The organism is Streptomyces sp. NPDC104226 (genome assembly GCF_055584085.1).
The window spans coordinates 743,295-764,371 of sequence record NZ_JBVJMS010000001.1 but is presented as its reverse complement, the minus strand read 5'-3'; the positions used below and the strand labels follow the sequence as shown (position 1 = coordinate 764,371).

Genomic DNA, 21,077 nt, shown 5'->3' with positions numbered 1-21,077 from the left:
GCAAGCCACGGGCCGGCCGACGGCGGCTGGTCAGGGGAGGGGCAGGGTCTGTTCGGACCAGACGGTCTTGCCTCCCCTGGCGTAGCGGCTGCCCCAGCGGTGCGAGAGCTGGGCGACGATGTACAGGCCCCGGCCGCCCTCCTCGGAGCTCCTCGCGCGCCGCATCCGCGGCTGCGTGTTGCTGGAGTCGGAGACCTCGCAGGTCAGGGTGTCCGCCCGGATCAGCCGGAGCCGGACCGGGCCGCCGGCGTGCCGGACGGCATTGGTGACGAGCTCGCTGACGATGAGCTCCGTGCTGAAGGCGAGTTCGTCGAGGTCCCAGGCGGTCAGCTGCGCCAGGACGAGGTGGCGGGCGTCGGCGACGACCGCGGGGTCGGCGTCGAGCTGCCACGTCGCGATGGAGCCGGCATCCACCACCCGGGTACGGGCCAGCAGGAGGGTGACGTCGTCCCGCAGCCTGCCCGGCGGCAGGCCCTCCACGATGTCGTGGCGGGCCTCGCGCAGCGGCCGCCCGACGACGTCCGCGCGCAGCAGCCGGTCCGCGAGATCGTGCATGCCCTCGTCGATGTCTCCCTCCCCGCGTTCGATCAGCCCGTCGGTGTAGAGGGCGAGGACGCTCCCCGGCGCCAGCTCGCGTTCGACCGCCTCGAAGGGCCAGCCTCCGACGCCCAGGGGCGGGCCGGGGCTCAGCTCGACGTACTCCACGGTTCCGTCCGGGCCGACCACGGCCGGAGGCGGGTGTCCGGCGCTCGCCATGACGCAGCCGCGGGTCACCGGGTCGTAGACGGCGTACAGGCAGGTGGCCCCGGCCGGTCCGCCGGGCACCGGCGTGCCCGCGTCGGCGTCTTCCGCGGCGTCGCTCTCGGCCTCGGCGCCGACCTGCAGGACCATGTCGTCCACGTGCGCCAGCAGCTCCTCGGGTTCCAGTTCCAGGTCCGCCATCGCGCGTACGGCGCTGCGCAGGCGCCCCATCATGGCCGTGGCGTGCAGCCCGTGGCCGGTGACGTCCCCGGCCACCAGGGCGACGCGGGCCGACGACAAGGGGATGACGTCGAACCAGTCGCCCCCCACTCCGCTGTCCGCGTCGGCGGGCAGATAGAGGCCGGCGGCTTCCACCGCGGGCGTTTCCGCGGTGGCCGGCGGCAGCAGGCTCCGCTGCAGGCCCACCGCGGTGCGGCGCTCCTTCGTGTACCGGCGCGCGTTGTCCACGGCGACGGCCGCACGGGCCGCGATCTCCTCCAGGAGCGCCAGGTCGTCCGCCTCCAGCGGGGCGGTGTCCCCGGTGCGCCAGAGCGTGAGCCTGCCGAACCCGATGCCCCGTGCGCACAGCGGCGCCGTCATCGCCGAGTGCGCACCCGGGACGGCGGTGGCCCACTTCGGCAGGTCGCTCCCGGGTTCCGCGGACGGCGACCCGCGGAGCGCGATCAGCTCTCCCCGGCATTCCCGGTCCTCGGGCGCGACCGGTCCGGGCCCTTCATCACCGGTCGTCGCCGGGTGCACGACGGCGCTGGAGAGCGGAGCCGAGAACCGGGTCGTCCCCTTGCGCAGCGCGTCCGCCTCCGCTCCGGCGACGGCCATCCGGATCAGGGGCAGCGGGAGATGATGCCCGCCGGCGGGTGGTTCACCGCCGCTCAGAACGGTCTCCACGAGATCCACCGCGACGCAGTCGCCGAACGAGGGCGCCAGTACGCCGACCAGGTCCTCGACGGTGCGCAGGACGGACAGCGAACCGCCCAGCGCTCCGGTCGCCCGGTACAGCAGGTCCAGGCGCCCGCGCGAGCGCTCGTGGTCGGTGACGTCGGTGAACACCGCCGCCACCCCCATCGGACGTCCGTCGGGCTGCTGCAGCCGGAACGCCTGGATGGTCACGATCCGGCCCCCTCGGGGGTCGTCCAGGGTGCGCGCGGTCGTGTGGAAACCGATCAGGGGGTTCCCGCTGTCCAGGACCTCCCGCAGCCGGTCGTCGATGGTCCGCGCGTCCGGCGCCCACAGGAAGTCGGCCAGGCGCCGGCCCTTCAGCTCGACGGGCACCCCGGTGTAGGGCAACAGGTGCGTGTTGGTCCGCAGCAGGCGCAGGCCGGCATCGAAGACGGCCAGGCCCACTCGCCCCTGCAGGAACAGCTCCTGCGTGAAGGCATGGTCCTGCCGCCATCGGGCGATCAAATCCAGGGGCGCGCCCAGTACGAGGCAGCGGCCCGCCTCCCCCCGTACGCCGCCGTCGTTCAGCGGGATCACGCGGAAGCCGATCTCCAGATCACGCCCGGAGCCGTGCCGCAGGGTGGCCCGGCCCTCCCAGCCGTCCTCGCCCCCGCCCGCGCCTCCATCCCTGCCCTGCGCCAGTACCGCTTCCCAACTGCCCGGATCCGGGTCGGCCAGGAGCTCGCGGGCCGGGCGGCCGCACACGTCCGCGGACCGGCGTTCCAGGAGGGATTCGGCCGCCGGTGTCCAGGCGACGATCGTCCCGGCACCGTCGAGGAGTGCCGCGGCCGTGTTCGTGACGGCGAAGGGATAATCCTGGTTGCTCTCCGTGGCGCGCATGCGTGCCCATCTCGTCAGCCCGGTCCCACTGTCCCCATGCTGGTCGATGTCCGGAACGGCAGCGGGGGGCGCTGCGCCATCCGGTGCCGCTTCGGACGTCAGTCAAAGTGTCTCGCGAGCATCCGCCCTGTGCGCGCCCCCGGGGACCGCCCCCGGTCGGCCGTCCCGTTCCTGTGCCCACCCTGCGGGCTTCCTTAAGGGACCTTGAAGAACGCCTCCGAATCGCCATTTCCGCTGGTCACCACCCTAGGCTCGGGCCAGCCGTCTCCCCCTTCCTGCCGAGAGGTCCCCCAGGCATGAGCCGCAGCAGAAACCCCGGAACTCCGTCCCGCGTCGAGGCGCGGCGGAAGAAGACGGTGCGCACGCGCATCGTGCTGTCCCTCACCGCGGCGGGCGCGGTGGTGGCGGTCGGGGTCGCGGTCGCAGCCTCCGGCGACGGCGCACGAACCACCGGGGCGAAGGCCCGGGCGGAGGTCTCCGGTGGCGGTCCGGCGGCGGAATCCTCCCCTTCCGCCGCCCCCGCACTCTCCGCCGACGCCGCGTCCGCGACGGGCGCGATGCCGTCGGCGCCGCCGGGGACCGACGCCACGGGATCCGCCGCTCCCACGAAGCCGGCGGCGGAGAGCAGCCCGGCCCCCGCGGCTCCGGCCCCGGCCGCCAAGCCCAAGCCCACCCGTACGCCCACCGCGGCCACCGGCGGCGGTTCGGGCGGTTCGGGCGGTTCCTCGGGCTCTTCGGGCTCCTCCGGCTCCGCAGGTTCCTCGGGTTCCTCCGGCTCCTCGGGTTCCTCGGGGTCTTCCGGTTCCTCCGCCGTGGAGTCCGCGGTCCTCGCCCTGGTCAACAAGGAGCGGGCCGCGGCCGGGTGCGGTGCGGTGACCGCGAACGCGAAACTGAGCGCCGCGGCACGGGCGTACAGCGACACCATGGCCCGCAGCGGCGTCATGTCCCACACCGGGCCCGACGGGTCCACCATGACCACCCGCGTGGAAGCCGCCGGATACCGCTGGTCCCGCCTGGGCGAGAACATAGCCCGCGGCCAGGAGGACGCCGCCGCGGTCATGAACGCGTGGATGAACAGCCCCGGCCACAAGGCCAACATCCTCAACTGCGGCTTCCGCGAGATCGGCATAGGTTTCCACAAGGGCGACGGCGGCCCCTGGTGGACGCAGAACTTCGGAACCGCCGGGTAGACCCTCACCCGCCCCGCACCCACGGGGCCCGGCACACGTCGTCCTCCGACCCGTACGCGGGCCCGGAGGACGTCTGCGTTCCCCCGCGCAGCAGGAGCTGCCCGAAGGCCGCCCGAGGGCCGTCCTGGACCGTCTGCCGGCCCGTCCGCCGGGGCCGGGTGCGTTTCGGGGGAGGCGGTGACGGCCCGCCGAACGGGTCGGCCACTATGGGGCCGTGCCAAGAATTCCGCGCTACCTGTTCATATGGCTGTCGTGCACGGCCGCCAGCGTGACCGCCGTGCTCGGCACGGTCCAGTTCGTCGTCGGTTCGACCAGGCACACGCCCCCGGTCGCGCGGTCCGCCCCCGCGGTCGTCGAGACGCCCCCGGCCTGGACTGCGGTGCCGGCCCCCTCACCGACCCCGCAGTCCCCGGGCGCCACCGCCGGCGGGTCGCCCGCCGCGACGGAGCGGCCGTCACCCCCGGCTTCGACACCCGCCTCGGCGAAGACCCCCACGGCCACACCGAGGACCACGGCGCCGAAACCGACCGTCGACTGCACCGGGGGCGGATACGGCCTGCACACCGTCCCCTCGGAAGGCGGCAAGGTCACCGTGCGCTACGGCAACCGGGGCGTGTGCCTGATCTCCGCGGTCCCCGGCCGGGGATACAAGGCCGCCACGTCACAGACCGCGGACGACACCCTGACCGTGACGTTCACCGGCGCGGACCACCGTTCGGTGATCACCGCGACGATCACCCCGTCGGCGAAGGCCAGCGTGCGCGAGACGTCCTACTGATCCCTTTCCGCGGTTTCACCCCCTTGTGCACGCCTATCTCCCGAGCTCCGGTGAAGCGGAAGATGAGCTGTTCCTTAGGGGAACCTCAAGATCACGCCGAGCCGGTTCCGGCGGCCCCCGGCGGTCCTATGCTCGCGTCAGCCGAGCGGCCTTCGGCGCCCGGGCAGGACCGACTGCCCCGGCACTCCCGACGAGCCGCCGTGCCGCCGTGCCATCGGCTCCACCGATCCGGAAGGCGCTTCGCGCTTCCGTACTCCGAACCGTGCCCTGGGGTGTCTTCGCCATGACTTCTCGCATACTCCGACCCGCCCGTGCCACCCGCCGCACCCCGCTCCCGCGCTCCGCCGCGCCCCTGGCCGTGCGGCTGCCCCTGGTGGCCGCGGCCGTGGTCGCCGCCGGGCTGACCGCGGCGTGCGGTCCGTCCGCCCAGTCCACCGGTGCCGCCGCCCCGGCCACGGCCGGACAGCCCTCGCAGAGTCAGGGGGCCGAAACGCAGGCCGCGTCCGCCGAGGCGTCTCCGACCGCGTCGGCCACGCCCTCCGCGGCGGCGTCGGCGTCCGCATCGGCCGGCACCCCCGCCGGCGCCACGCCCACCCCCTCGCGCGCCCCGTCGGCCCAGCCCGCCAAGCCCGCCCCCAAGCCGTCCCGCACCTCCGCCGCGCCCGCCCCGGCGGCCCGGATACCCGGCCCCGGCTATGACAGTTCGGCCGATGCGCAGAAGCTGATCGACGCGGCGCTGCGCGCGGCCAAGGCCGACGGCCGCAATGTGCTGCTCGACTTCGGCGCCAACTGGTGCGGCAACTGCAAGGCGGCCGACAAGGTGTTCGCCCAGCCTCAGACGGCGTCGATCCTCGGAGCCTCGTACCACCTGGTCAAGGTGGACATCGGCGGCAACAGCTCCGCCAACTCCGCCCTTCTGCGCAAGTACAGCCCCTCGGGCGGGACGTACAAGATGCCCGTCCTCGTCGTGGTCTCGCCGTCCGGCACGGTGCGCACCGACACCCACGTCACCGGCAATCCCGCCCTGACCGCGGACGGCCTCGGCTCCTTCCTCCGCCAGTGGGCGTCGTGAGACGCACGCTCCCGCGTTCCACCGCCCTGGCCGGCGCCGGCCTCGCGGTGGCGCTCGCCGGGTGCCTCTACGCCGCTGCGGGCGCCGCCCCCGACGGCGGCGGCAGCGGGGACGCCGGCGGGGAGGCGCCCGGCCCGGGGAGGGCCGCCGTCAGGCCCATGTCCGAGGCCGTGGTCGTGGACCCCGGGGCCCGGCCGGACGCCCCCGCGCTGACCGGCGCCGACCTGGACGGAAAACCGGTCGGACTCGCCGAGTTCCGGGGCCAGGTCGTCGTCCTCAACGTCTGGGGATCGTGGTGCGGGCCCTGCCGGGCGGAGGCCGACGACCTCGAGCGGCTCAGCGGGCAGACCCGCGCGCAGGGCGTCCGGTTCCTCGGGATCAACACCCGCGACCGGGACCGCGCGGCGGCGCAGTCCTTCGTCCGCGCCCACGGCCTGGGGTTCCCCAGCCTCCACGACCCCACCGGTGAGCTCCTGCTCCGCTTCCCGCCCGCGCTCCTCAACCCGCAGACCATCCCCTCCACGCTGGTGGTCGACCGCCGCGGCCGGATCGCCGTCAGCATCGGGGGAGCGGTCACCGACGAGGAGCTGGGACCCCTCCTCGCCCGCGTCGCGCAGGAGACCGCATGACGGGGCTCCTCCACGGGACGCTGCTCGTCGCCGCCCCCGTGGCGTTCTTCGCGGGACTGGTCTCCTTCCTCTCGCCGTGCGTCCTGCCGCTCGTGCCCGGCTACCTCAGCTACGTGACCAGCCTGTCGGTCTCCGACCTGGCGCAAGCCCGTGGCGGGCAGCGCAGCCGCATGGCGGCCGGCGCTGCCCTGTTCGTCCTGGGCTTCACGGCCGTACTGGTCTCCGGCGGCGCCCTGTTCGGGTACTTCGGCCGCACCCTGCTGGCCCACCAGGAGGTGGTCACCCAGGTGCTCGGCGTCTTCACCGTACTGATGGGGCTCTCCTTCATGGGGTTCCTGCCGGGCTTCACGCAGCGGGAGTTCCGCAGCCACCGGCGGCCCGTGCTCGGGCTGGCGGGCGCCCCGCTGCTGGGGGCGGTGTTCGCGGTCGGGTGGACCCCGTGCATCGGCCCGACGCTGGCCGCCGTACAGGCGCTCGCCTGGAGCGAGGCCAGCGCGGCCCGCGGAGCCCTGCTGATGGCGGCCTACTGCCTCGGTCTGGGCCTGCCGTTCCTCCTCGCCGCCCTGGCCTTCCGCCGCGCGCTGGGCGCCTTCGGCCTGGTCAAACGGCACTACCAGTGGGTCCTGCGGGCCGGCGGCGGCATGCTCGTCCTCGTCGGCGTGCTGCTGGCCTCCGGCCTGTGGAACGACCTGGTCTACCGGCTCCAGTTGTGGAGCGCGGCGTACACCACGGCCCTCTAGAGCCCGGCCGAACCCCTTCCCCCCGGGCCCCTCCCTCCCCGGCCCAACCTCCCCCGACGAAAGCCACAGCCGATGAACGTGTCCCCGTACGCGCGCAACTCCCGCACGGCCGGCCTCGCCGCCGCCCTGCTCACCCTGACCACCCTGAGCGCCCTCGCGGCCTGCGGAGAGCAGACCGCCGCGAGCGGCCCCGCGCCCACGACGAGCTTCACCGAGAACGGCGTCACCGTCACCCTCTCGGTCTCCGCCTGGCAGCCGCCGCGGGCCACCTTGACCGCGGTGTTCACCCCCGAGGAGAAGGGGTTCCACCTCTACAGCACCGATCTGCCGGCCACCGGAATCGAGGGCGTCGGCCGCCCGACTTCGCTGGGCGTCACCGGCGTCCTACGGGCGGACGGGAAGCTGAAGGCCGCGGCGGACGTACGGACGATCAGCGTCCCCGGCGTCGACGCCCCGGTCCCCGTCTACCCGGACGGCCCGGTCACCACCACCCTGCCCGTCCGCCTGGACGGCAACGGGGACGCGACCGTGCTCTTCGGGTACGCGAGCTGCAGCTCGGAGGAGGGCTGCACCATTCCGGTCTCCGACCGGCCCGTCCACCTGCGCGTCACCGACAAGGGCCCCACCTTCGGCGACCGGTAGAACGAGCGTTCACTAAGGTGTGCCCATGCCGAGCGTCCTGGTCGTCGAAGACGACCCCAGCATCCGCCAGTCACTCATCGAAGTCCTGGCGGAGCACGGCTATGCCGTACGCAGCGCGGGCGACGGATTCGGAGCCCTGCGCGAGGTCACCCAGTCGCCCGTCGACGCGGTGGTCCTCGACCTGGGCCTGCCCGATCTGGACGGAGGGGACGCACTGCGCATGATCCGGGGCATCTCCTCCGTTCCCGTCCTGGTGGCCACCGCCCGCGACGACGAAGCGGAGATCATCCGGCTCCTCAACGCGGGCGCCGACGACTACCTGGTCAAACCCTTCTCCGGGGGACAACTCATCGCACGCCTCTCGGCCGTCCTGCGGCGCACCACTCCGCTGCCGCCCGCCCATGCCGCGCAGGGCGCCCGGGGTTCGCGGCCGGCGTCGGCCGCCGAACCGCTGCGCCCCACCATCGTGGGCGAGCTGGCGGTGGACCCCGGGGCGCGCACCGCGCACCTGTCCGGCCGCGAGCTGCGGCTCACCCGGCGCGAGTTCGACCTCCTGGCCTTCCTCGCCCACCACACCGGCCAGGTCGTCTCCAAACGGCGGCTGCTGACCGAGGTCTGGCGCGAACCCTACGTCGACGACCAGACCGTCGACGTGCACCTGTCCTCGCTGCGCCGCAAGCTCGGCGAACGCGCGGCGGCCCCGCGCTACCTGCTGACCGTCCGCGGCGTCGGCATCAAGCTGGTGGCGCCGCGGTGAGACGCTCGCTCGCCGGAGTGGCGCTCGCCGTCACGTCCATGGTCGCCCTCTCCTTCCTCATACCGCTGGCCGCCCTGGTGATGTCGCTCGTCAAGGAGCAGAGCGTCACCGCGGCCGAGCAGCAGGCCGCCGCCCTGGCCCCCGTACTGGCCCTGACCACGGATCCGTCCGCCCTGCGGGAATCCGCCGCGAGCCTGGACGCGGCCGAGTACGTGGTCGTCCACCTGCCGGACGAACCGGCCCTCGGCACGTCCCGGGCCCCGGCAGCCCTGCTCGAACGGGCCCAGCAGGGCCGCGAGTCCATCTCCCAGGAACTGCCCGGCGGGTGGATCTGCCTGCAGCCGGTGGTCCTGCCCGGGGACCAGGTCGCCGTCATCGAGAACTTCGTCCCCGAAGAGGAGCTGACCCGCGGCGTCACGGCCTCCTGGACGGTCATGGCCCTCCTCGCCGTCGGGCTGGTCGGCGGCTCCGTCCTGGTCGCCGACCGGCTCGGAGCGAAGGTCGTCCGCTCCTCCAAGCGGCTCGCCCACGCCTCCCAGGCCCTGGGCCGGGGCAACCTGGACGCCCGCGTGGACCCCATGGGCCCCAGGGAACTGCGCGAGGCGGGCATCGCCTTCAACACCATGGCCCACCGGATGACCGAACTGCTCGCCGTCGAACGCGAACTGGTCGCCGACCTGTCCCACCGCCTGCGCACCCCGCTGACCGCCCTGCACCTGGCAACGGAACGCATGGCCGGCTCACCGGAGTCGGCGAGGGTCGAGGCCGCCGTGTGCGCCCTGGAGACGGAGCTCCGGGCCATCATCACCGCGGCCCGCACCCCGCTCGCCGTGGGCCCGATGGGACAGGGCATGCTCGGCACGGAGGCGGACCCGGGAGCGGGCGCGGCGCACCACGCCACGCACCCCGGACCGACCGCCGCACCCCGCTGCGAGGCGGCGGACGTCGTACGCCACCGGACCGCCTTCTGGGCGGTCCTGGCGGAGCAGCAGAACCGTCCCTGCTCCCTCGACCTCACCCAGGAGCCCGCGGCCGTCGGCCTGTCCGAGGACGATGTCGCCGCCGTGGTGGACGCGCTCATCGGCAACGTCTTCCGGCACACCCCGCCCGGCACCGCGTTCGCCGTCCGCGTCGCCCGTACCGCCCAGGCCGTGGAACTGGTCGTGGAGGACGCCGGTCCGGGCATCCCCGAACCGGAGCAGGCACTCTCCCGCGGAAGCAGCACCGGCTCCTCGGGGCTCGGACTCGACATCGCCCGCAGGGCCGGGTCCGTCACCGGCGGATCGGTGCGCATCGCGCGCGGCCCGCGCGGCGGCGCCCGGATCACCGTGGTCTTCGGCCTGGCCGCACCCCTGCCGTCCGGGCGCGCGTCGCGCGCCTCCCGGCGGCGTACGGGATGGCCGCGCACCCGGTGAAGGCCCGGGGCGGCCACAGGTGCAGGACCGGGGCGGGCCGCCGGCCCAGGCCGGCGGCGTGGGCCCGTCAGGCCACCGGGGACACCTCGGGAGCGACCTCGGGGAAGACGGGGGCGATCCCGAGGGCCGGCGCGATCGCCCGCCAGATCGTGGCCTGGGCCGTGGCGTGGTCGATGCGGGGGTCCTCCAGCATCAGGCGGTTGCCGAGCCCGTCGCACAGCGCCAGCACCAGCGCCCCCACTTCGGCGACGTCGCAGTCGGTGAACTCGCCGGAGGCGATGCCCCGCTCCACGACGCCGGTGACCCAGGCGTGCAGCTGGTCGTACAGGTCGACGGCGAGGGACCGGGCCGTGGCGTCGCGCAGCGCGCGCACCCACAGCTCCTGCCAGAGCTTCCAGTCCTGGCGCAGCTCGGCGTCCGTGGGCAGCATGCTCCGTACGATCCGGGCCAGGACGACGGCGGCCGGGAGCGAATCGTCCTCGCTGCCGGTGTCCGTACCGGTCTTGGCGAAGGAGTGCGTCATCGCCTCGGCGAAGAGCTTCTCGCGGGTGTCGAAGTGGTAGTGGAGCAGGGCCTTCGAGACACCGGCGTGTTCGGCGACCTTGCGCATGCTGACGTGCTCGAAACCGATGTCGGCGATGACTTCGCACGCGGCCGTGAGGATTCGCTCCCGCGTTTCGAGTGCGCGCTCGGCCTTGGTCACGTTGGCTGCTCCCCGTGTCGGCGCACCCGTCGGATCGGGTGCGTGGGTGGGTGGAAGGCCCCGGCGGCCCGGCCCGCCGCACCCCATCCTCGCGCATGGGGCGGCCGGGCACGGGCCGTCGGGGGCACCGTGGTCAGGAATAGGTGTGGAACCCCCGGCCGGTCTTGCGGCCGAGCAGGCCCGCGTCCACCATCCGGGCCAGCAACGGCGGCGGGGCGTACAGCGGCTCCCGGTACTCCGCGTACATCGACCGGGCGATGGCCTGGACGGTGTCCAGGCCGATGAGGTCGGCCAGGGCCAGCGGACCGAGCGGGTGCGCGCACCCGAGGGTCATGGCCCGGTCTATGTCCTCGGCCGACGCGGTCCGCGACGCGGCCATCCGTACGGCGGCCAGCAGGTACGGAACGAGGAGGGCGTTGACCACGAACCCGGCCCGGTCCTCGGCGTGGACGACCTCCTTGCCCAGCACGCCGGAGGCGAACTCCCGCGCGCGCCGGACCGTTTCCGCGGAGGTGAGCAGGGAGGGCACCAGTTCGACCAGGGCGAGCACCGGGACGGGCTGGAAGAAGTGGAGCCCGACGACCTGCTCGGGCCGGGACGTGGCCGCCGCCAGCCGGATGACCGGGATGGCGGAGGTGTTCGTCGCCAGGACCGCGTCCCGGCGCCCGACGGTCCGGTCGAGCCGGGCGAAGACCTCCAGCTTCGCCCGCTCGTCCTCGGCCACCGCCTCGACGACGAGGTCCCGGTCCGCCATCCGGTCCATGTCCGTGGTCATCGCGATCCGGCCGGCCGCCGCGTCCCGCTCGGCGGCCGACAGCTTGCCGGCGGCCGTGGCACGGGCCAGGGAGCGGGTGATCCGCTCCAGGCCGGCGTCGGCGGCCGCCCGGCTCGTCTCCACGACCACCACGTCCCGTCCGGCGCGGGCGCAGACCTCGGCGATGCCGGAGCCCATCAGGCCGCACCCCACGATCCCTACCCGTTCGACATCGGTCATCGGTTCTCCCCCTCCGGATTCTTGGGACTGTCGGGTTTCTCGGGATTCTCGGGACTCTTCGGAGCGTGCGGATGCGGAGGTCACACGTCCGAGGGCATCCGCAGCACTCCCGTGCCGCGCTTGACGAGTTCGCCCGCGATGATCAGGCGCTGGATCTCGGAGGTGCCCTCCCAGATCCGGTCCACGCGCAGCTCGCGGTAGAGCCGTTCGACGGGGTACGAGCGGTCGTAGCCGCGGCCGCCGAAGATCTGCAGGCACCGGTCGATGACCCGGCCGGAGGCCTCGCTCGCCGACAGCTTGGCGATGGCCGCCTTCGCGTGCAGCGTCTTGCGGTCGAGGGCGCCCGCGTCGACCTCCCAGGCGACCTGATGGGTGTAGGCGCGGTTGACGGCGATGTCGACGGCGCAGTCGGCGAGCATGCCCTGGATCAGCTGGAAGTCGGCGATGGGGGAGCCGAACTGGCGTCGCTCCACCGCCCAGTCGCGGGCCAGCTCCAGGGCCCGCTCCGCCGCTCCGATCGTGCGTGCGGCGATCATCAGCCGCTCTTCGGTGAACCAGGAGCGGGTGATGTCGTAGCCCGTGCCCACCTCCCCGAGCACGGCGTCCGCGGGCAGCCGGACATCGGTGAAGGTGAACTCGGGGTGCTCGTAGACGAAGGTGTGCATCCAGCGGGGCACCCGGGTCATCTCGATGCCCGGGGTGTCCTTGTCGACGAGGAAGAGGGTCGGTGCGCCCTCCTCTCCGGCGGCCGCGAGCACGATCATGAAGTCGGCGTGGTCGCCCACGGTGACGAACCACTTCTCGCCGTTCAGCACCCAGCCGCCGTCCCCGGTCCGCGTCGCCGTGGTCCGCAGGCTCTGCGGGTCGGAGCCCGCCTCGGGCTCGCTCACCGCGTAGCAGTCGCGGCGCTGTCCCCGGATCACCGGGACGAGGTACCGCTCGCGCTGCTCCGGCGTGCAGAAGGACAGTGCGTTGGCCGGCCGCCACACCATGTCCCACAGGGCGCCGGTGAGCCGACCCAGTTCGGCCTGGACGGTGACCTGCTCCAGGATGGTCAGGCCGGCGCCGCCCCACTCCACGGGCATGTTGACGGCCTGGAGGCCGCTGTCGAGGACGGCGTCGCGGATCTCGGCGTGGGCCTCAGGGGGCAGGCCGTTGTTCTCCTCGCAGTCGAGCTCGTACTTCGTGATGAACGAGGTGAGGGAGCGCGCCGACTCGCGGAGCTCTTCCTGACGGGGGGTGAGGCGGAAGTCCATGTTCTGTTCGTCCTCGTGATCGTGGGTGAAGGGGGCAGGTACTGGTGGTGCTGGTGGTGACGGGGAGCCGTCAGGAGCCGCTGCCGGGCAGCGCGAGCGCCCGCGTACCCCGCTTGACGAGCTCGTTCGCGATGATCAGGCGCTGGATCTCGGAGGTGCCTTCCCAGATCCGGTCGACGCGCAGCTCCCGGTACATCCGCTCCACGGGGTACGAGCGGTCGTAGCCGCGGCCGCCGAAGATCTGCACGCACCGGTCGATGACCCGTCCCGCGGCCTCGCTGGCGGCGAGCTTGGCCGTCGACGCCTTGGCGTGCAGGGTCTTGGGGTCGGTGTGCGGCTGGTCGGCTTCCCAGGCGACCTGGTGGGTGTAGGCGCGGTTGACGGCGATGTCGACGGCGCAGTCGGCGAGCATGCCCTGGATCAGCTGGAAGTCGGCGATGGGGGAGCCGAACTGGCGGCGGCGCACCGCCCAGTCGCGGGCGAGTTCGAGAGCCCGCTCCGCGGCTCCGACCGTCCGGGCCGCGATCATCAGCCGCTCGTCCGTGAACCACTCCTTCGTCAGCTCGTAGCCGTTGCCGACACCGCCGAGCACGTCCTCGTCGGCGACGAAGACGTCGGTGAAGGTGAACTCGGGGTGCCCGTTCACCGCGGAGTGCATGAACCGGGGCACCCGGGTCATCTCCACGCCCGCCGCCCCCTTGTCGACGAAGAACAGGGTCGCGGCCCGCTCCGGGCCGGCATCGGCCTGCACCAGCAGGAAGTCGGCGATGTCACCGCAGGTCACGAACCACTTCTCGCCGTTCAGCAGCCAGCCGCCCTCGGTGCGGGTCGCGGTGCTCGTGCACGAGCCCGGGTCCGAGCCGGCACCGGGTTCGGTGACCGCGAACGCGTCGAACCGCTCGCCCCGGATGACGGGCAGGAGGTACTTCTCGCGCTGCGCCTCGGTGCCGTGGGCGAGGACGTTGGCGGGCCGCCAGGGGATGTCCCAGAGGCAGTTGGTGACCTTGCCGAACTCCTCCTCGACGATGACCTGGTCCAGCAGGGACAGGCCGGCCCCGCCCCAGGCCGCGGGCATGTTGATCGCGTAGACGCCGGCGTCCATGGCGGCGCGGGTCAGTTCGCGGACCGTGGCGGCGGGCAGGGGGCCACCCGCTTCCTCGGACTGCTCCTCGTACCCCATCAGGAGCTGTGCGTAGGCGGCGGCGCGGGCCTTGAGGTCGGCCTGCTCGGGGGTGTAGCGGAAGTCCATGACGCTCTCCAGGGCGGAAGGGACGGAAGGGTGAGGGAGGCGTGTCGCGGGGGAGGGGGCGGGCCGGTCGCTCAGCCCAGGACGGCCCGTGCGTCCAGCGCCAGGGCGCCGTCCGGGCGGACCAGCAGCGGGTTGACCTCCAGCTCGGCGATCTCCGGATGTGCGGCGGCGACCGTCGTGATGTGTTCGATCACGGCCGCCGCGGCGGCCACGTCGACGGCCGGCCTGCCCCGTACCCCGGTGAGCAGGGCGGCGGTCCGCAGTCCCCGCAGCAGCTCCTCCGCCCGCCGCGCCGTCACGGGCGCCGGCGCGAAGGCCACGTCGCGCAGGGTTTCGGTGAGGACCCCGCCGAGCCCGACCATGGCGACCGGTCCGAACCGAGGGTCGCGGTTCACACCCACGATCAGCTCGATGCCGTCCGAGAGGTCCGCCATCGCCTCGACCGAGTACGAGCCCGCGCCGAGCCGGGCGCGCATGTCCCGGTAGGCGGCGAGGAGCGCGTCCCGGTCCGCCAGGCGCAGCGCCACGCCACCCGCGTCGGACTTGTGCAGGAGATGCAGGGCCTTCAGTACGTACGGGCCCTCGAACTCCCCGGCCGCCGCCAGCACTCCGGCCTCGTCGGTGACCTCGCGGGCCTCCGGGAACGGCACCCCGGCGGCGCCGAGCAGGGCGCGTACCGGGTGGTAGCCCGGGTCCCGCAGGGGCGGGGCGGCGGCGGGCAGTGCGGGGATCCCGGGCGGTTCGTGCGGCTCGTTCGGCCCGGGAGCGGAGGCCGCCGGCCGGCCGGTCATCGCCGACAGCGCGCGGGCGGCGTCCTCGGTGGCGGCGAACACCGGTATTCCGGCCTCGGCCAGCACCCGGCAGCTCGGCGACCCGGGATACATCGACTGCACCACCAGGGGCTTCGGCGAGCCCGCGAGGTGGGTGACGATCTTCTCGGCGGCCCGCGTCTCCCCTTCCGCGAGCACGGAGCCGCCGCCCTCACCGCCGCCCAGGCCGCCCTCGGACGCGGCGTACCCGCCGAAGTAGCCCGTCATCAGGATCGCGTCGACCTCTTCGGCGGCGAGGAGCTCCGCGACCGTGTCGGCATAGGAGAGGGGCTGTTGCTCGCCCATCCCCGCCAGGTCGACCGGATTGCCCGTCGCGGACTGTGCCCACAGCACGGTCCGCAGGCGGTCCTGGGTCGCGGGGGCGAGCTCCGGCACGTCGAGCCCGGCGTCCTCCGCGGCGTCCGCCGCGATCGCCCCGTGGCCGCCGCCGTCGGTGAAGACCGCGGTCCGGCGCCCTCCCGTACGCGGTCCGGGGCGGCTGCTCAGGGCCGCCAGCACGACGGTCATCTCCCTTTGCGTGCGCACGAGTTCCACTCCCGCGTCACGGCAGGCGGCGGCCACGACATCGGCCGACGTGGTGAGTGCCCCGGTGTGCGAGCGGGCGCTGCGGGCCGAGGCGGAGCCGCGCCCGGCGGTGAGCAGGACCACCGGCTTGCCCGCCGCGGCGGCGGCCCGGGCGAAGGCCCTGCCGTCGCCGAAGTCCTCGGCGTACACGGCGATCGCCGTGGTGGCCTCGTGGCGGGCGCAGTCCTCGACGAGGTCGACGAGGGTGACGTCGGCCTGGTTGCCGAGGGAGACGAACCGGGAGAAGCCCAGACCGTGCGGAGCGCCGCGGAGCTGGAGTTCGAGGGCGAGGTTGCCGCTCTGGCTCAGCAGGGCGACGCCGCCGGGTGCGAAACGGTCCGAAGCGAGGTACAGCTCGGTCGTGTTGTCGGCGATGCCCAGGCAGTTGGGGCCGACGAGCACGGCTCCGGCCGCCCGGACCCGCTCGACGACCGCGCGCTGCCGGGCCGCTCCCTCGGGGCCGGCCTCGGCGAAGCCCGCGGTGATGCCGACGATGGCCTTCGCCCCGCAGTCCAGGGCCTCTTCCACGGCGGCCTCGAAGCCGCTGCCGGGGACGGAGATCACCACCAGCTCGACGGACTCGCCGATCGCGGCGAGGGACGGGGCAGCCCGCCTGCCGAGGACCGTGCCGGCCCGCCGGTTCACCAGGTGCACCGGACGCCGGCCCTCGGCGCGCAAGGCCTGGGAGGCGACCGCGTGGCCGTACTTCGCCGGGTCGTCGCTGGCGCCGACCACGGCGACCGAACGGGGGTCGAAGAGAGCGGTCAGATCACGTTCCATGTCACTTCTCCACTCGGAGCGCGGAGTTGGGGCAGCTGTCGGCGCAGGCGCGCGCCGCTTCCTCGGCGCCCGGCGGGACGGTGAAGACGAGGACCTTCGCGTAGCCCCACTCGTCGAGTTCGACCAGGTGGGGTGCGTGTTCCTGGCACAGTCCGTAGCCCTGGCAGCGGGTGGAGTCCAGCACGAGTTTCACGGTGTTCCCTTCAGGGCGGGCAAGCGGATGTCGGTCTGGTCGGCCGCGGACGCGTCCGCCGCCGGGGCCGGGGCCGCGTCGACGGACGACCGGACCTCCGGTACGGCCACGGTGAGGCGGTGCCCGGGACCGCTCGCGGAGGAGGAGGCGCGGGCGCAGCCGGGACAGGGCCCGTGCAGGTGGGACCGGACGTGTTCGGGGAAGGCGCGCAGGAGGCTGCCGGCCAGGCCCGCCGCGGCGTCGAGCAGGCCGCACGCGCCACGCCCGGGCAGGCCCCGCGCCCACCGGTCCAGGTGAGTGAGGGTGTCGGGGCCGGCCGTCCCAGAGGCGAGGGCGTGCACGGCGTCGCGGACGGCCGCGGTGCCCGAGACGCAGACCCCGCACTGCCGTGCGCTCTCCGCCGCGAGGTGGCCGACGGCGTCGGCGGCGGTGCTCACCGGGCAGGCGCCGGCGGCGAGGAAGCGGATCGCTCCGCAGCCCAGTGCGGTGTCCGCCGCGGCGAGCGCGCCGGGTTCGAGGGGGAGGTCCAGGGCGGGTGCGTCGACGAGCCCGCCGAACAGGCCGCCCATCAGGGCCCCGGCCGCGTCCGGAACGCCGAGCTCGGCGGCCAGCGCGCGCAGGGGGGCTCCGTAGGTGACCTCGGTGAGGAGGGGGGTCGCGCTCCCGCCGGACAGGGTCACCAGGGTGGTGCGGGCGATCGCCTGCCGCAGGCCGGGGCGGGCGGCGGTGAGGGCGATCCGGGCGAGCGTCTCGACGTTGGAGACCAGGGTCGGTGCGCCGCCGACGCCGCGCTCGAAGGGGCGGGGCGGCTTGGCCGTGGGCAGGGCCGGCCCGCCGTCGATGCGGCGGACGACCGCGCTCTCCTCCCCGGCGACGTAGGTGTGGGCGGTCTCGACGATCTCGACCGGCAGGGAGGACTCCCGTTCGGCGAGGGCCCGGCGCACGCGGACGGCGGCCACCGGGTCCGAGAGGTAGACGTAGCCGCGTACGGCGCCGGTGACCGCTGCGGCGCGGGCGAGGCCGTCGAGGACCAGATGGGGCCTGGCCCGCAGCAGCCAGCGGTCCTTGACCGAACCGGGCTCGCCCTCCTCGCCGTTCGCCACGACCACCGGGACACCCCCGCGGTCGCGGACGGCGCGCAGTTTGACGGCGACGGGGAAGCCGGCCCCGCCGCGGCCGCGCAGACCGGATGCGGTGAGGTGGCGCAGCAGTTCGTCCGGGCCGGTGGCGTCGGTGTAGCCGCCGTCCGTGAGGTACGCCGCGAGGTCTTCCGTGGTGGCGGGCGCGGCGCCGAGTACGGAGGAGCCGGGTCGTCGCCCCGTCGGGAATCGGATCGTGGTCATCGGCTGCTTCCTGTCCGGTCTGTCAGGGGGGCGGCGCGCAGGGTCCGTACGGCGCTCTCGAGCGCGGTGCGCTCCGCGGTGGTGCGGGCGTATCCCGTTCCCGGGAGGCCGATGAGCATGTGGTGGTGGTCGAGGACGACTTCGCCGGCGATCAGGGCGGCCGTGCGGTCGCCCTGCCCGGGGCCTCCGGCCGCGGCGGTCACCAGCGCGGTGACCTCGGCGAGGTAGCGCAGCCAGCTGCGCCGGCTGCCCCGTAGGACCAGGTGCTCCAGGCGGCGTCGCTCGGAGGCGACCAGGTCCGTGGCGGGATGGTGGGGAGAAGCGCGCAAGGCGGCGACCGCAGCGGGCAGTTCGCGCTCCGGTTCGGGGGTGAGCCCGAGCCAGTCCAGATGCCGACGACCGCTCATGCGTGCCTCCGGGAGGAGTGGGGGTGCCGCGGCCGACCGGGCCGGTGCCGGGAGCCGGGGGCGGTTGGGGATGCCCGGGGCTCACCGCAGGGACGCCGATGGCGTGCGGCGGGGGGAGGGAGTGGAGGGGCTGGAGGGGGGTGCGGGGCCCGGGCGGATGCCAGGGCAGCGGGGCTGCGTCCAGCCCGGCAGAAGGCCCGGAAGAGGCCGAACGCCGGTGCAGCGACGAGAAGGACGCTAGCTGACCGATCGGTCAGCGTACAAGTCTTGACCTGGCGGAAATCAGCCAGCAATCTGGCTGTCCAATCGGTCAGCAAGGCCTCGGTGTTCGCCCCGGCCTGCTGTCCACCGCCGGGTCGTCTCGATGCCCTGAGCCGAGACCGATCACCGCAACGCCGGTACGGAGGAGTCACCCGATGCACTCCAGAGCCCCCGAAAAGCCCCCGGTCGACCAGTCGGTCCCGGGCGGCCAGCAGGTCCCGGTCGACCAGCAGGTCCCGGCCGACCACCCGGACCCGGACGCCCCCGGGCCCGCCCTGTCAGCCCGCTACTACACCGATCCCGACACGGCCGCCGAAGAGGTCCGGAAGGTCTTCGCCAAGGCCTGGCAGCTCGTCTGCCACGAGTCCGACCTGCCGAACCCGGGCGCCCGGCTCGCCGCCACCGTCGCCGACCGCGAGGTGCTCGTCGTCCGCACCGAGGACGGCTCCCTCGCAGCCCACCTCAACGTGTGCCGCCACCGCGGAACGCGCCTGGTCACCGCCCCCGAACCGGCCGGCAAAGCCATCCGCTGCCCCTACCACGGCTGGACCTACCGCCTCGACGGAAGCCTGGTCGGAGCCCCGGAGGCGCGGCAGATCCCCTGCCTCGACAAGCCCGCGCTCGGCCTGTTCCCGGCCCGCGTCGAATCCTTCCTCGGCTTCGTGTTCGTCAACCTCGACCCCGACGCCGTGCCCCTGGCGCAGCAGTGCGCCGGGCTCGCCGAAGCCGTCGGCCACTACGCCGGGGCCGACCTGGTGCCGGTCGGCCGCGACCGGATCCACGACCTGGCAGGAGCCGAGGTCCAGGAGGCCAACTGGAAGGTGACGGTCGACAATTACCTGGAGGGCTACCACGTACCGGTGGCCCACCCCGGCCTGATGCGGCTGCTCGACTACCAGGGCTACTCCTGTGAAATCGCGGAGTCCTACGCCCTGTTCGCCTCGCCCCTGCGGGACAAGCCGTCCTCGAACTGGGCCGAACGCCTCTACCAGCGCATCGCCGCCCCCATGCCCGGCCTCGCCGAAGCCGACCGGCGGGTCTGGCGGTACGCGGTCATCTACCCGAACACCCTCATCGACTTCTACCCCGACCACGTCCTGGCCTGGACCGCGATCCCGAAGGCCGTGGACCGGGTGGCCGTCCCCGGCGGCTTCTACACCCGGCGCGGTACGAGCCTGCGCACCCGCATCGCCCGCCGCCTGAACATCCACATCGGCTGGATCACCAACGACGAGGACGTCGAACTGGTCGCCCGCGTGCAGAAGGGGCTCTCCACCCCCGGCTTCGAGCCCGGCCCGCTGTCCCGCCGGGAATCGGCGGTCGGATGGTTCGCCGGCCGCATCCGGGCGGACCTGGACGCCGCCGCGGAGTCCGGCGAGCCCGCCGCCGGGCACTGAACCGCGCCGCGCCCATACCCAGCCCCACCCCCTCCACGCCCCCACGCTCCGCCCGGCCTCACCCCGCCCGCGCACGTCTTCCCAACAGCCGTTTCCCCACGGCCCCCCTACGGAGAGGACCCCGCATGTCCCCCGAGGCACACTTCCTGTCCAGACGCTCCCTCCTCCGCGGCGGCTCCGCCGCCGCCCTCGGCCTCGCGGCAGCCGGCTGCGGGTTCGCGCCCGGTGACGACCCGGCCGGCAAGGCGACCGCGGAGACGCCGATCGACGTCAAGGTCGACGGAGACCTCGTCTACTTCAACTGGGCCGACTTCGTCGACCCCGCCGTCTTCGAAGGCTTCCAGACGGAGTACGGCGTCAAGGTCGTCCAGTCGAACTTCGACTCGATGGAAGGCATGGCCGCCAAGCTCAACTCCGGTAACCAGTACGACATCATCTTCCCCACGGCGAAATGGTCCCAGCGCCTCGCCGCCGGGGGTAGGCTGCGAGCGATCGACCACACCCGGCTGAAGAACGCCGAGGCGGTGTTCGCGGGCTACGACTACTTCGCCGACCCCTGGTACGACCCGGGATCCCGGCACACCGTGCCCTTCACCATGTACAAGACCGGCATCGGCTGGCGTCGCGACCGGCTCGGCGACCTCACCGGTTCCTGGAACGACCTGTGGAACGAGCAGGCCAAGGGCAAGGTCTTCGTACTCGACGACCGCGACGAGGTGCTCGGCCTGGGCGCGCTCAAGCTCGGCGTCGACCTCACCACCGACGACCAGGACGACCTCAAGCTCGTCACCGAGACCCTGCGCTCGCTCCGCCCCCGCCTGCGCGGCTTCTCCAGCGACAGCTACAACAACCTGCTCAACGGCAACGCCGACATGACGCAGGCGTGGAGCGGGGACATGGCCGCCATGCTCGCCCAGGCCGAGGACCCCACCGTCTTCGGCTTCGAGGTCGCCCGCGAGGGCGCGCCCCTCAACTCCGACTGTTACGCGATCCCCGCCAACGCCCAGCACCCCGGCACCGCGATGCTGTTCATCGACTACATGCTCCGCCCGGAGAACGTGAAGAAGAACATCGAGTACATCGGCTACCCCATGCCGGTGCGCGGCACCGAGGACACCTACACCGCGCTCGTGGAGCCCTTCCCCCAGTGCCAGGTGACGGCGGCCGACCTCAAGGACGACCTCTACTTCCGCAACGGCACCCCCAAGGGCGAGCAGCACCGCGACGCCGCCTGGACCGACGTGAAGGCCGGCTGACATGCCACGACCTGCCCTTCGGGCCCCCCGGGACCGATCCGCGCCGACCCGCCCGCCGCGCGGGGGACGGACCGGGAAGGAGG

Annotated in this window: 19 protein-coding genes; 10 read left to right on the top strand and 9 right to left on the bottom strand. The window is 73.7% G+C overall.

The genetic code is table 11. The features are described 5' to 3' along the window. Window positions 1-30: 30 nt before the first annotated feature. Window positions 31-2,538, bottom strand: a complete 2,508-nt coding sequence (locus tag ACZ60J_RS03410; protein WP_469678652.1) for an ATP-binding SpoIIE family protein phosphatase — start codon at window positions 2,536-2,538, stop codon at window positions 31-33. Window positions 2,539-2,834: 296 nt separating this feature from the next. On the opposite strand from ACZ60J_RS03410, the gene ACZ60J_RS03405 reads away from it, so the two are divergent. The 8 genes from ACZ60J_RS03405 (at window position 2,835) to ACZ60J_RS03370 (ending at window position 9,761) form a co-directional block, all read left to right on the top strand. Then, window positions 2,835-3,728: a CAP domain-containing protein gene (locus tag ACZ60J_RS03405; protein WP_469678650.1), complete on the top strand. Its 894-nt coding sequence runs from the start codon at window positions 2,835-2,837 to the stop codon at window positions 3,726-3,728. Between the two features lie 214 nt (window positions 3,729-3,942). After that, window positions 3,943-4,506 carry a hypothetical protein gene (locus ACZ60J_RS03400; RefSeq protein WP_469678648.1) on the top strand — a complete coding sequence of 188 codons (564 nt, stop codon included), beginning with the start codon at window positions 3,943-3,945 and terminating at the stop codon, window positions 4,504-4,506. Window positions 4,507-4,789: 283 nt separating this feature from the next. Then, on the top strand, window positions 4,790-5,578 hold the full coding sequence (locus tag ACZ60J_RS03395; RefSeq protein WP_469678646.1) for a thioredoxin family protein: 789 nt from the start codon (window positions 4,790-4,792) through the stop codon (window positions 5,576-5,578). Beyond that, on the top strand, window positions 5,575-6,207 hold the full coding sequence (locus tag ACZ60J_RS03390; protein WP_469678644.1) for a TlpA disulfide reductase family protein: 633 nt from the start codon (window positions 5,575-5,577) through the stop codon (window positions 6,205-6,207). Before ACZ60J_RS03395 ends, ACZ60J_RS03390 begins: the two co-directional genes overlap by 4 nt. After that, window positions 6,204-6,947 carry a cytochrome c biogenesis CcdA family protein gene (locus ACZ60J_RS03385; RefSeq protein WP_469678642.1) on the top strand — a complete coding sequence of 248 codons (744 nt, stop codon included), beginning with the start codon at window positions 6,204-6,206 and terminating at the stop codon, window positions 6,945-6,947. Before ACZ60J_RS03390 ends, ACZ60J_RS03385 begins: the two co-directional genes overlap by 4 nt. A 72-nt stretch (window positions 6,948-7,019) precedes the next feature. Continuing rightward, window positions 7,020-7,589: a hypothetical protein gene (locus ACZ60J_RS03380; RefSeq protein WP_469678640.1), complete on the top strand. Its 570-nt coding sequence runs from the start codon at window positions 7,020-7,022 to the stop codon at window positions 7,587-7,589. A gap of 25 nt (window positions 7,590-7,614) precedes the next feature. Then, a complete protein-coding gene (locus tag ACZ60J_RS03375) occupies window positions 7,615-8,346 on the top strand; it encodes a response regulator transcription factor (RefSeq protein WP_469678638.1) in 732 nt (243 codons plus the stop codon). Then, window positions 8,343-9,761 carry a sensor histidine kinase gene (locus tag ACZ60J_RS03370; RefSeq protein ID WP_469678636.1) on the top strand — a complete coding sequence of 473 codons (1,419 nt, stop codon included), beginning with the start codon at window positions 8,343-8,345 and terminating at the stop codon, window positions 9,759-9,761. Before ACZ60J_RS03375 ends, ACZ60J_RS03370 begins: the two co-directional genes overlap by 4 nt. A 67-nt stretch (window positions 9,762-9,828) precedes the next feature. Here the strand turns inward: ACZ60J_RS03370 and ACZ60J_RS03365 are convergent, their stop codons facing one another. The 8 genes from ACZ60J_RS03365 to ACZ60J_RS03330 form a co-directional block, all read right to left on the bottom strand. Continuing rightward, complete coding sequence (locus tag ACZ60J_RS03365) at window positions 9,829-10,464, bottom strand: TetR/AcrR family transcriptional regulator (RefSeq protein WP_469678634.1); 636 nt, start codon at window positions 10,462-10,464, stop codon at window positions 9,829-9,831. A gap of 133 nt (window positions 10,465-10,597) precedes the next feature. Continuing rightward, a complete protein-coding gene (locus tag ACZ60J_RS03360; protein ID WP_469678632.1) occupies window positions 10,598-11,458 on the bottom strand; it encodes a 3-hydroxybutyryl-CoA dehydrogenase in 861 nt (286 codons plus the stop codon). Between the two features lie 80 nt (window positions 11,459-11,538). Further along, complete coding sequence (locus tag ACZ60J_RS03355) at window positions 11,539-12,714, bottom strand: acyl-CoA dehydrogenase family protein (protein ID WP_469678630.1); 1,176 nt, start codon at window positions 12,712-12,714, stop codon at window positions 11,539-11,541. A gap of 70 nt (window positions 12,715-12,784) precedes the next feature. Continuing rightward, complete coding sequence (locus ACZ60J_RS03350; RefSeq protein WP_469678628.1) at window positions 12,785-13,963, bottom strand: acyl-CoA dehydrogenase family protein; 1,179 nt, start codon at window positions 13,961-13,963, stop codon at window positions 12,785-12,787. 71 nt (window positions 13,964-14,034) lie between these two features. Beyond that, on the bottom strand, window positions 14,035-16,137 hold the full coding sequence (locus ACZ60J_RS03345; protein WP_469678626.1) for an acetate--CoA ligase family protein: 2,103 nt from the start codon (window positions 16,135-16,137) through the stop codon (window positions 14,035-14,037). A gap of 1 nt (window position 16,138) precedes the next feature. Continuing rightward, window positions 16,139-16,330 carry a ferredoxin gene (locus tag ACZ60J_RS03340; protein WP_469678625.1) on the bottom strand — a complete coding sequence of 64 codons (192 nt, stop codon included), beginning with the start codon at window positions 16,328-16,330 and terminating at the stop codon, window positions 16,139-16,141. Continuing rightward, window positions 16,327-17,673 (bottom strand): NADH-ubiquinone oxidoreductase-F iron-sulfur binding region domain-containing protein, encoded by a 1,347-nt coding sequence (locus tag ACZ60J_RS03335; protein ID WP_469678623.1) that lies wholly within the window; start codon window positions 17,671-17,673, stop codon window positions 16,327-16,329. Before ACZ60J_RS03335 ends, ACZ60J_RS03340 begins: the two co-directional genes overlap by 4 nt. Beyond that, the gene (locus tag ACZ60J_RS03330) at window positions 17,670-18,080 is read right to left on the bottom strand and encodes a hypothetical protein (protein WP_469678621.1); all 411 of its coding nucleotides are present in this window, start codon (window positions 18,078-18,080) and stop codon (window positions 17,670-17,672) included. Before ACZ60J_RS03330 ends, ACZ60J_RS03335 begins: the two co-directional genes overlap by 4 nt. 416 nt (window positions 18,081-18,496) lie before the next feature. Here ACZ60J_RS03330 and ACZ60J_RS03325 point away from each other — a divergent pair, with 416 nt between their 5' ends. Together ACZ60J_RS03325 and ACZ60J_RS03320 are read left to right on the top strand one after the other, a co-directional pair. Beyond that, window positions 18,497-19,738 (top strand): aromatic ring-hydroxylating oxygenase subunit alpha, encoded by a 1,242-nt coding sequence (locus tag ACZ60J_RS03325; RefSeq protein WP_469678619.1) that lies wholly within the window; start codon window positions 18,497-18,499, stop codon window positions 19,736-19,738. Window positions 19,739-19,863: 125 nt separating this feature from the next. Further along, window positions 19,864-20,994: a polyamine ABC transporter substrate-binding protein gene (locus ACZ60J_RS03320; protein ID WP_469678617.1), complete on the top strand. Its 1,131-nt coding sequence runs from the start codon at window positions 19,864-19,866 to the stop codon at window positions 20,992-20,994. The last annotated feature ends 83 nt before the right edge of the window (window positions 20,995-21,077 follow it).

Coding starts and splice junctions, on each gene's coding strand:
- ACZ60J_RS03410 (WP_469678652.1), bottom strand. CDS start 2,538: ATGCGCGCCACGGAGAGCAACCAGGATTATCCCTTCGCCGTCACGAAC.
- ACZ60J_RS03405 (WP_469678650.1), top strand. CDS start 2,835: ATGAGCCGCAGCAGAAACCCCGGAACTCCGTCCCGCGTCGAGGCGCGG.
- ACZ60J_RS03395 (WP_469678646.1), top strand. CDS start 4,790: ATGACTTCTCGCATACTCCGACCCGCCCGTGCCACCCGCCGCACCCCG.
- ACZ60J_RS03385 (WP_469678642.1), top strand. CDS start 6,204: ATGACGGGGCTCCTCCACGGGACGCTGCTCGTCGCCGCCCCCGTGGCG.
- ACZ60J_RS03380 (WP_469678640.1), top strand. CDS start 7,020: ATGAACGTGTCCCCGTACGCGCGCAACTCCCGCACGGCCGGCCTCGCC.
- ACZ60J_RS03375 (WP_469678638.1), top strand. CDS start 7,615: ATGCCGAGCGTCCTGGTCGTCGAAGACGACCCCAGCATCCGCCAGTCA.
- ACZ60J_RS03360 (WP_469678632.1), bottom strand. CDS start 11,458: ATGACCGATGTCGAACGGGTAGGGATCGTGGGGTGCGGCCTGATGGGC.
- ACZ60J_RS03355 (WP_469678630.1), bottom strand. CDS start 12,714: ATGGACTTCCGCCTCACCCCCCGTCAGGAAGAGCTCCGCGAGTCGGCG.
- ACZ60J_RS03350 (WP_469678628.1), bottom strand. CDS start 13,963: ATGGACTTCCGCTACACCCCCGAGCAGGCCGACCTCAAGGCCCGCGCC.
- ACZ60J_RS03345 (WP_469678626.1), bottom strand. CDS start 16,137: ATGGAACGTGATCTGACCGCTCTCTTCGACCCCCGTTCGGTCGCCGTG.
- ACZ60J_RS03335 (WP_469678623.1), bottom strand. CDS start 17,673: ATGACCACGATCCGATTCCCGACGGGGCGACGACCCGGCTCCTCCGTA.
- ACZ60J_RS03330 (WP_469678621.1), bottom strand. CDS start 18,080: ATGAGCGGTCGTCGGCATCTGGACTGGCTCGGGCTCACCCCCGAACCG.
- ACZ60J_RS03325 (WP_469678619.1), top strand. CDS start 18,497: ATGCACTCCAGAGCCCCCGAAAAGCCCCCGGTCGACCAGTCGGTCCCG.
- ACZ60J_RS03320 (WP_469678617.1), top strand. CDS start 19,864: ATGTCCCCCGAGGCACACTTCCTGTCCAGACGCTCCCTCCTCCGCGGC.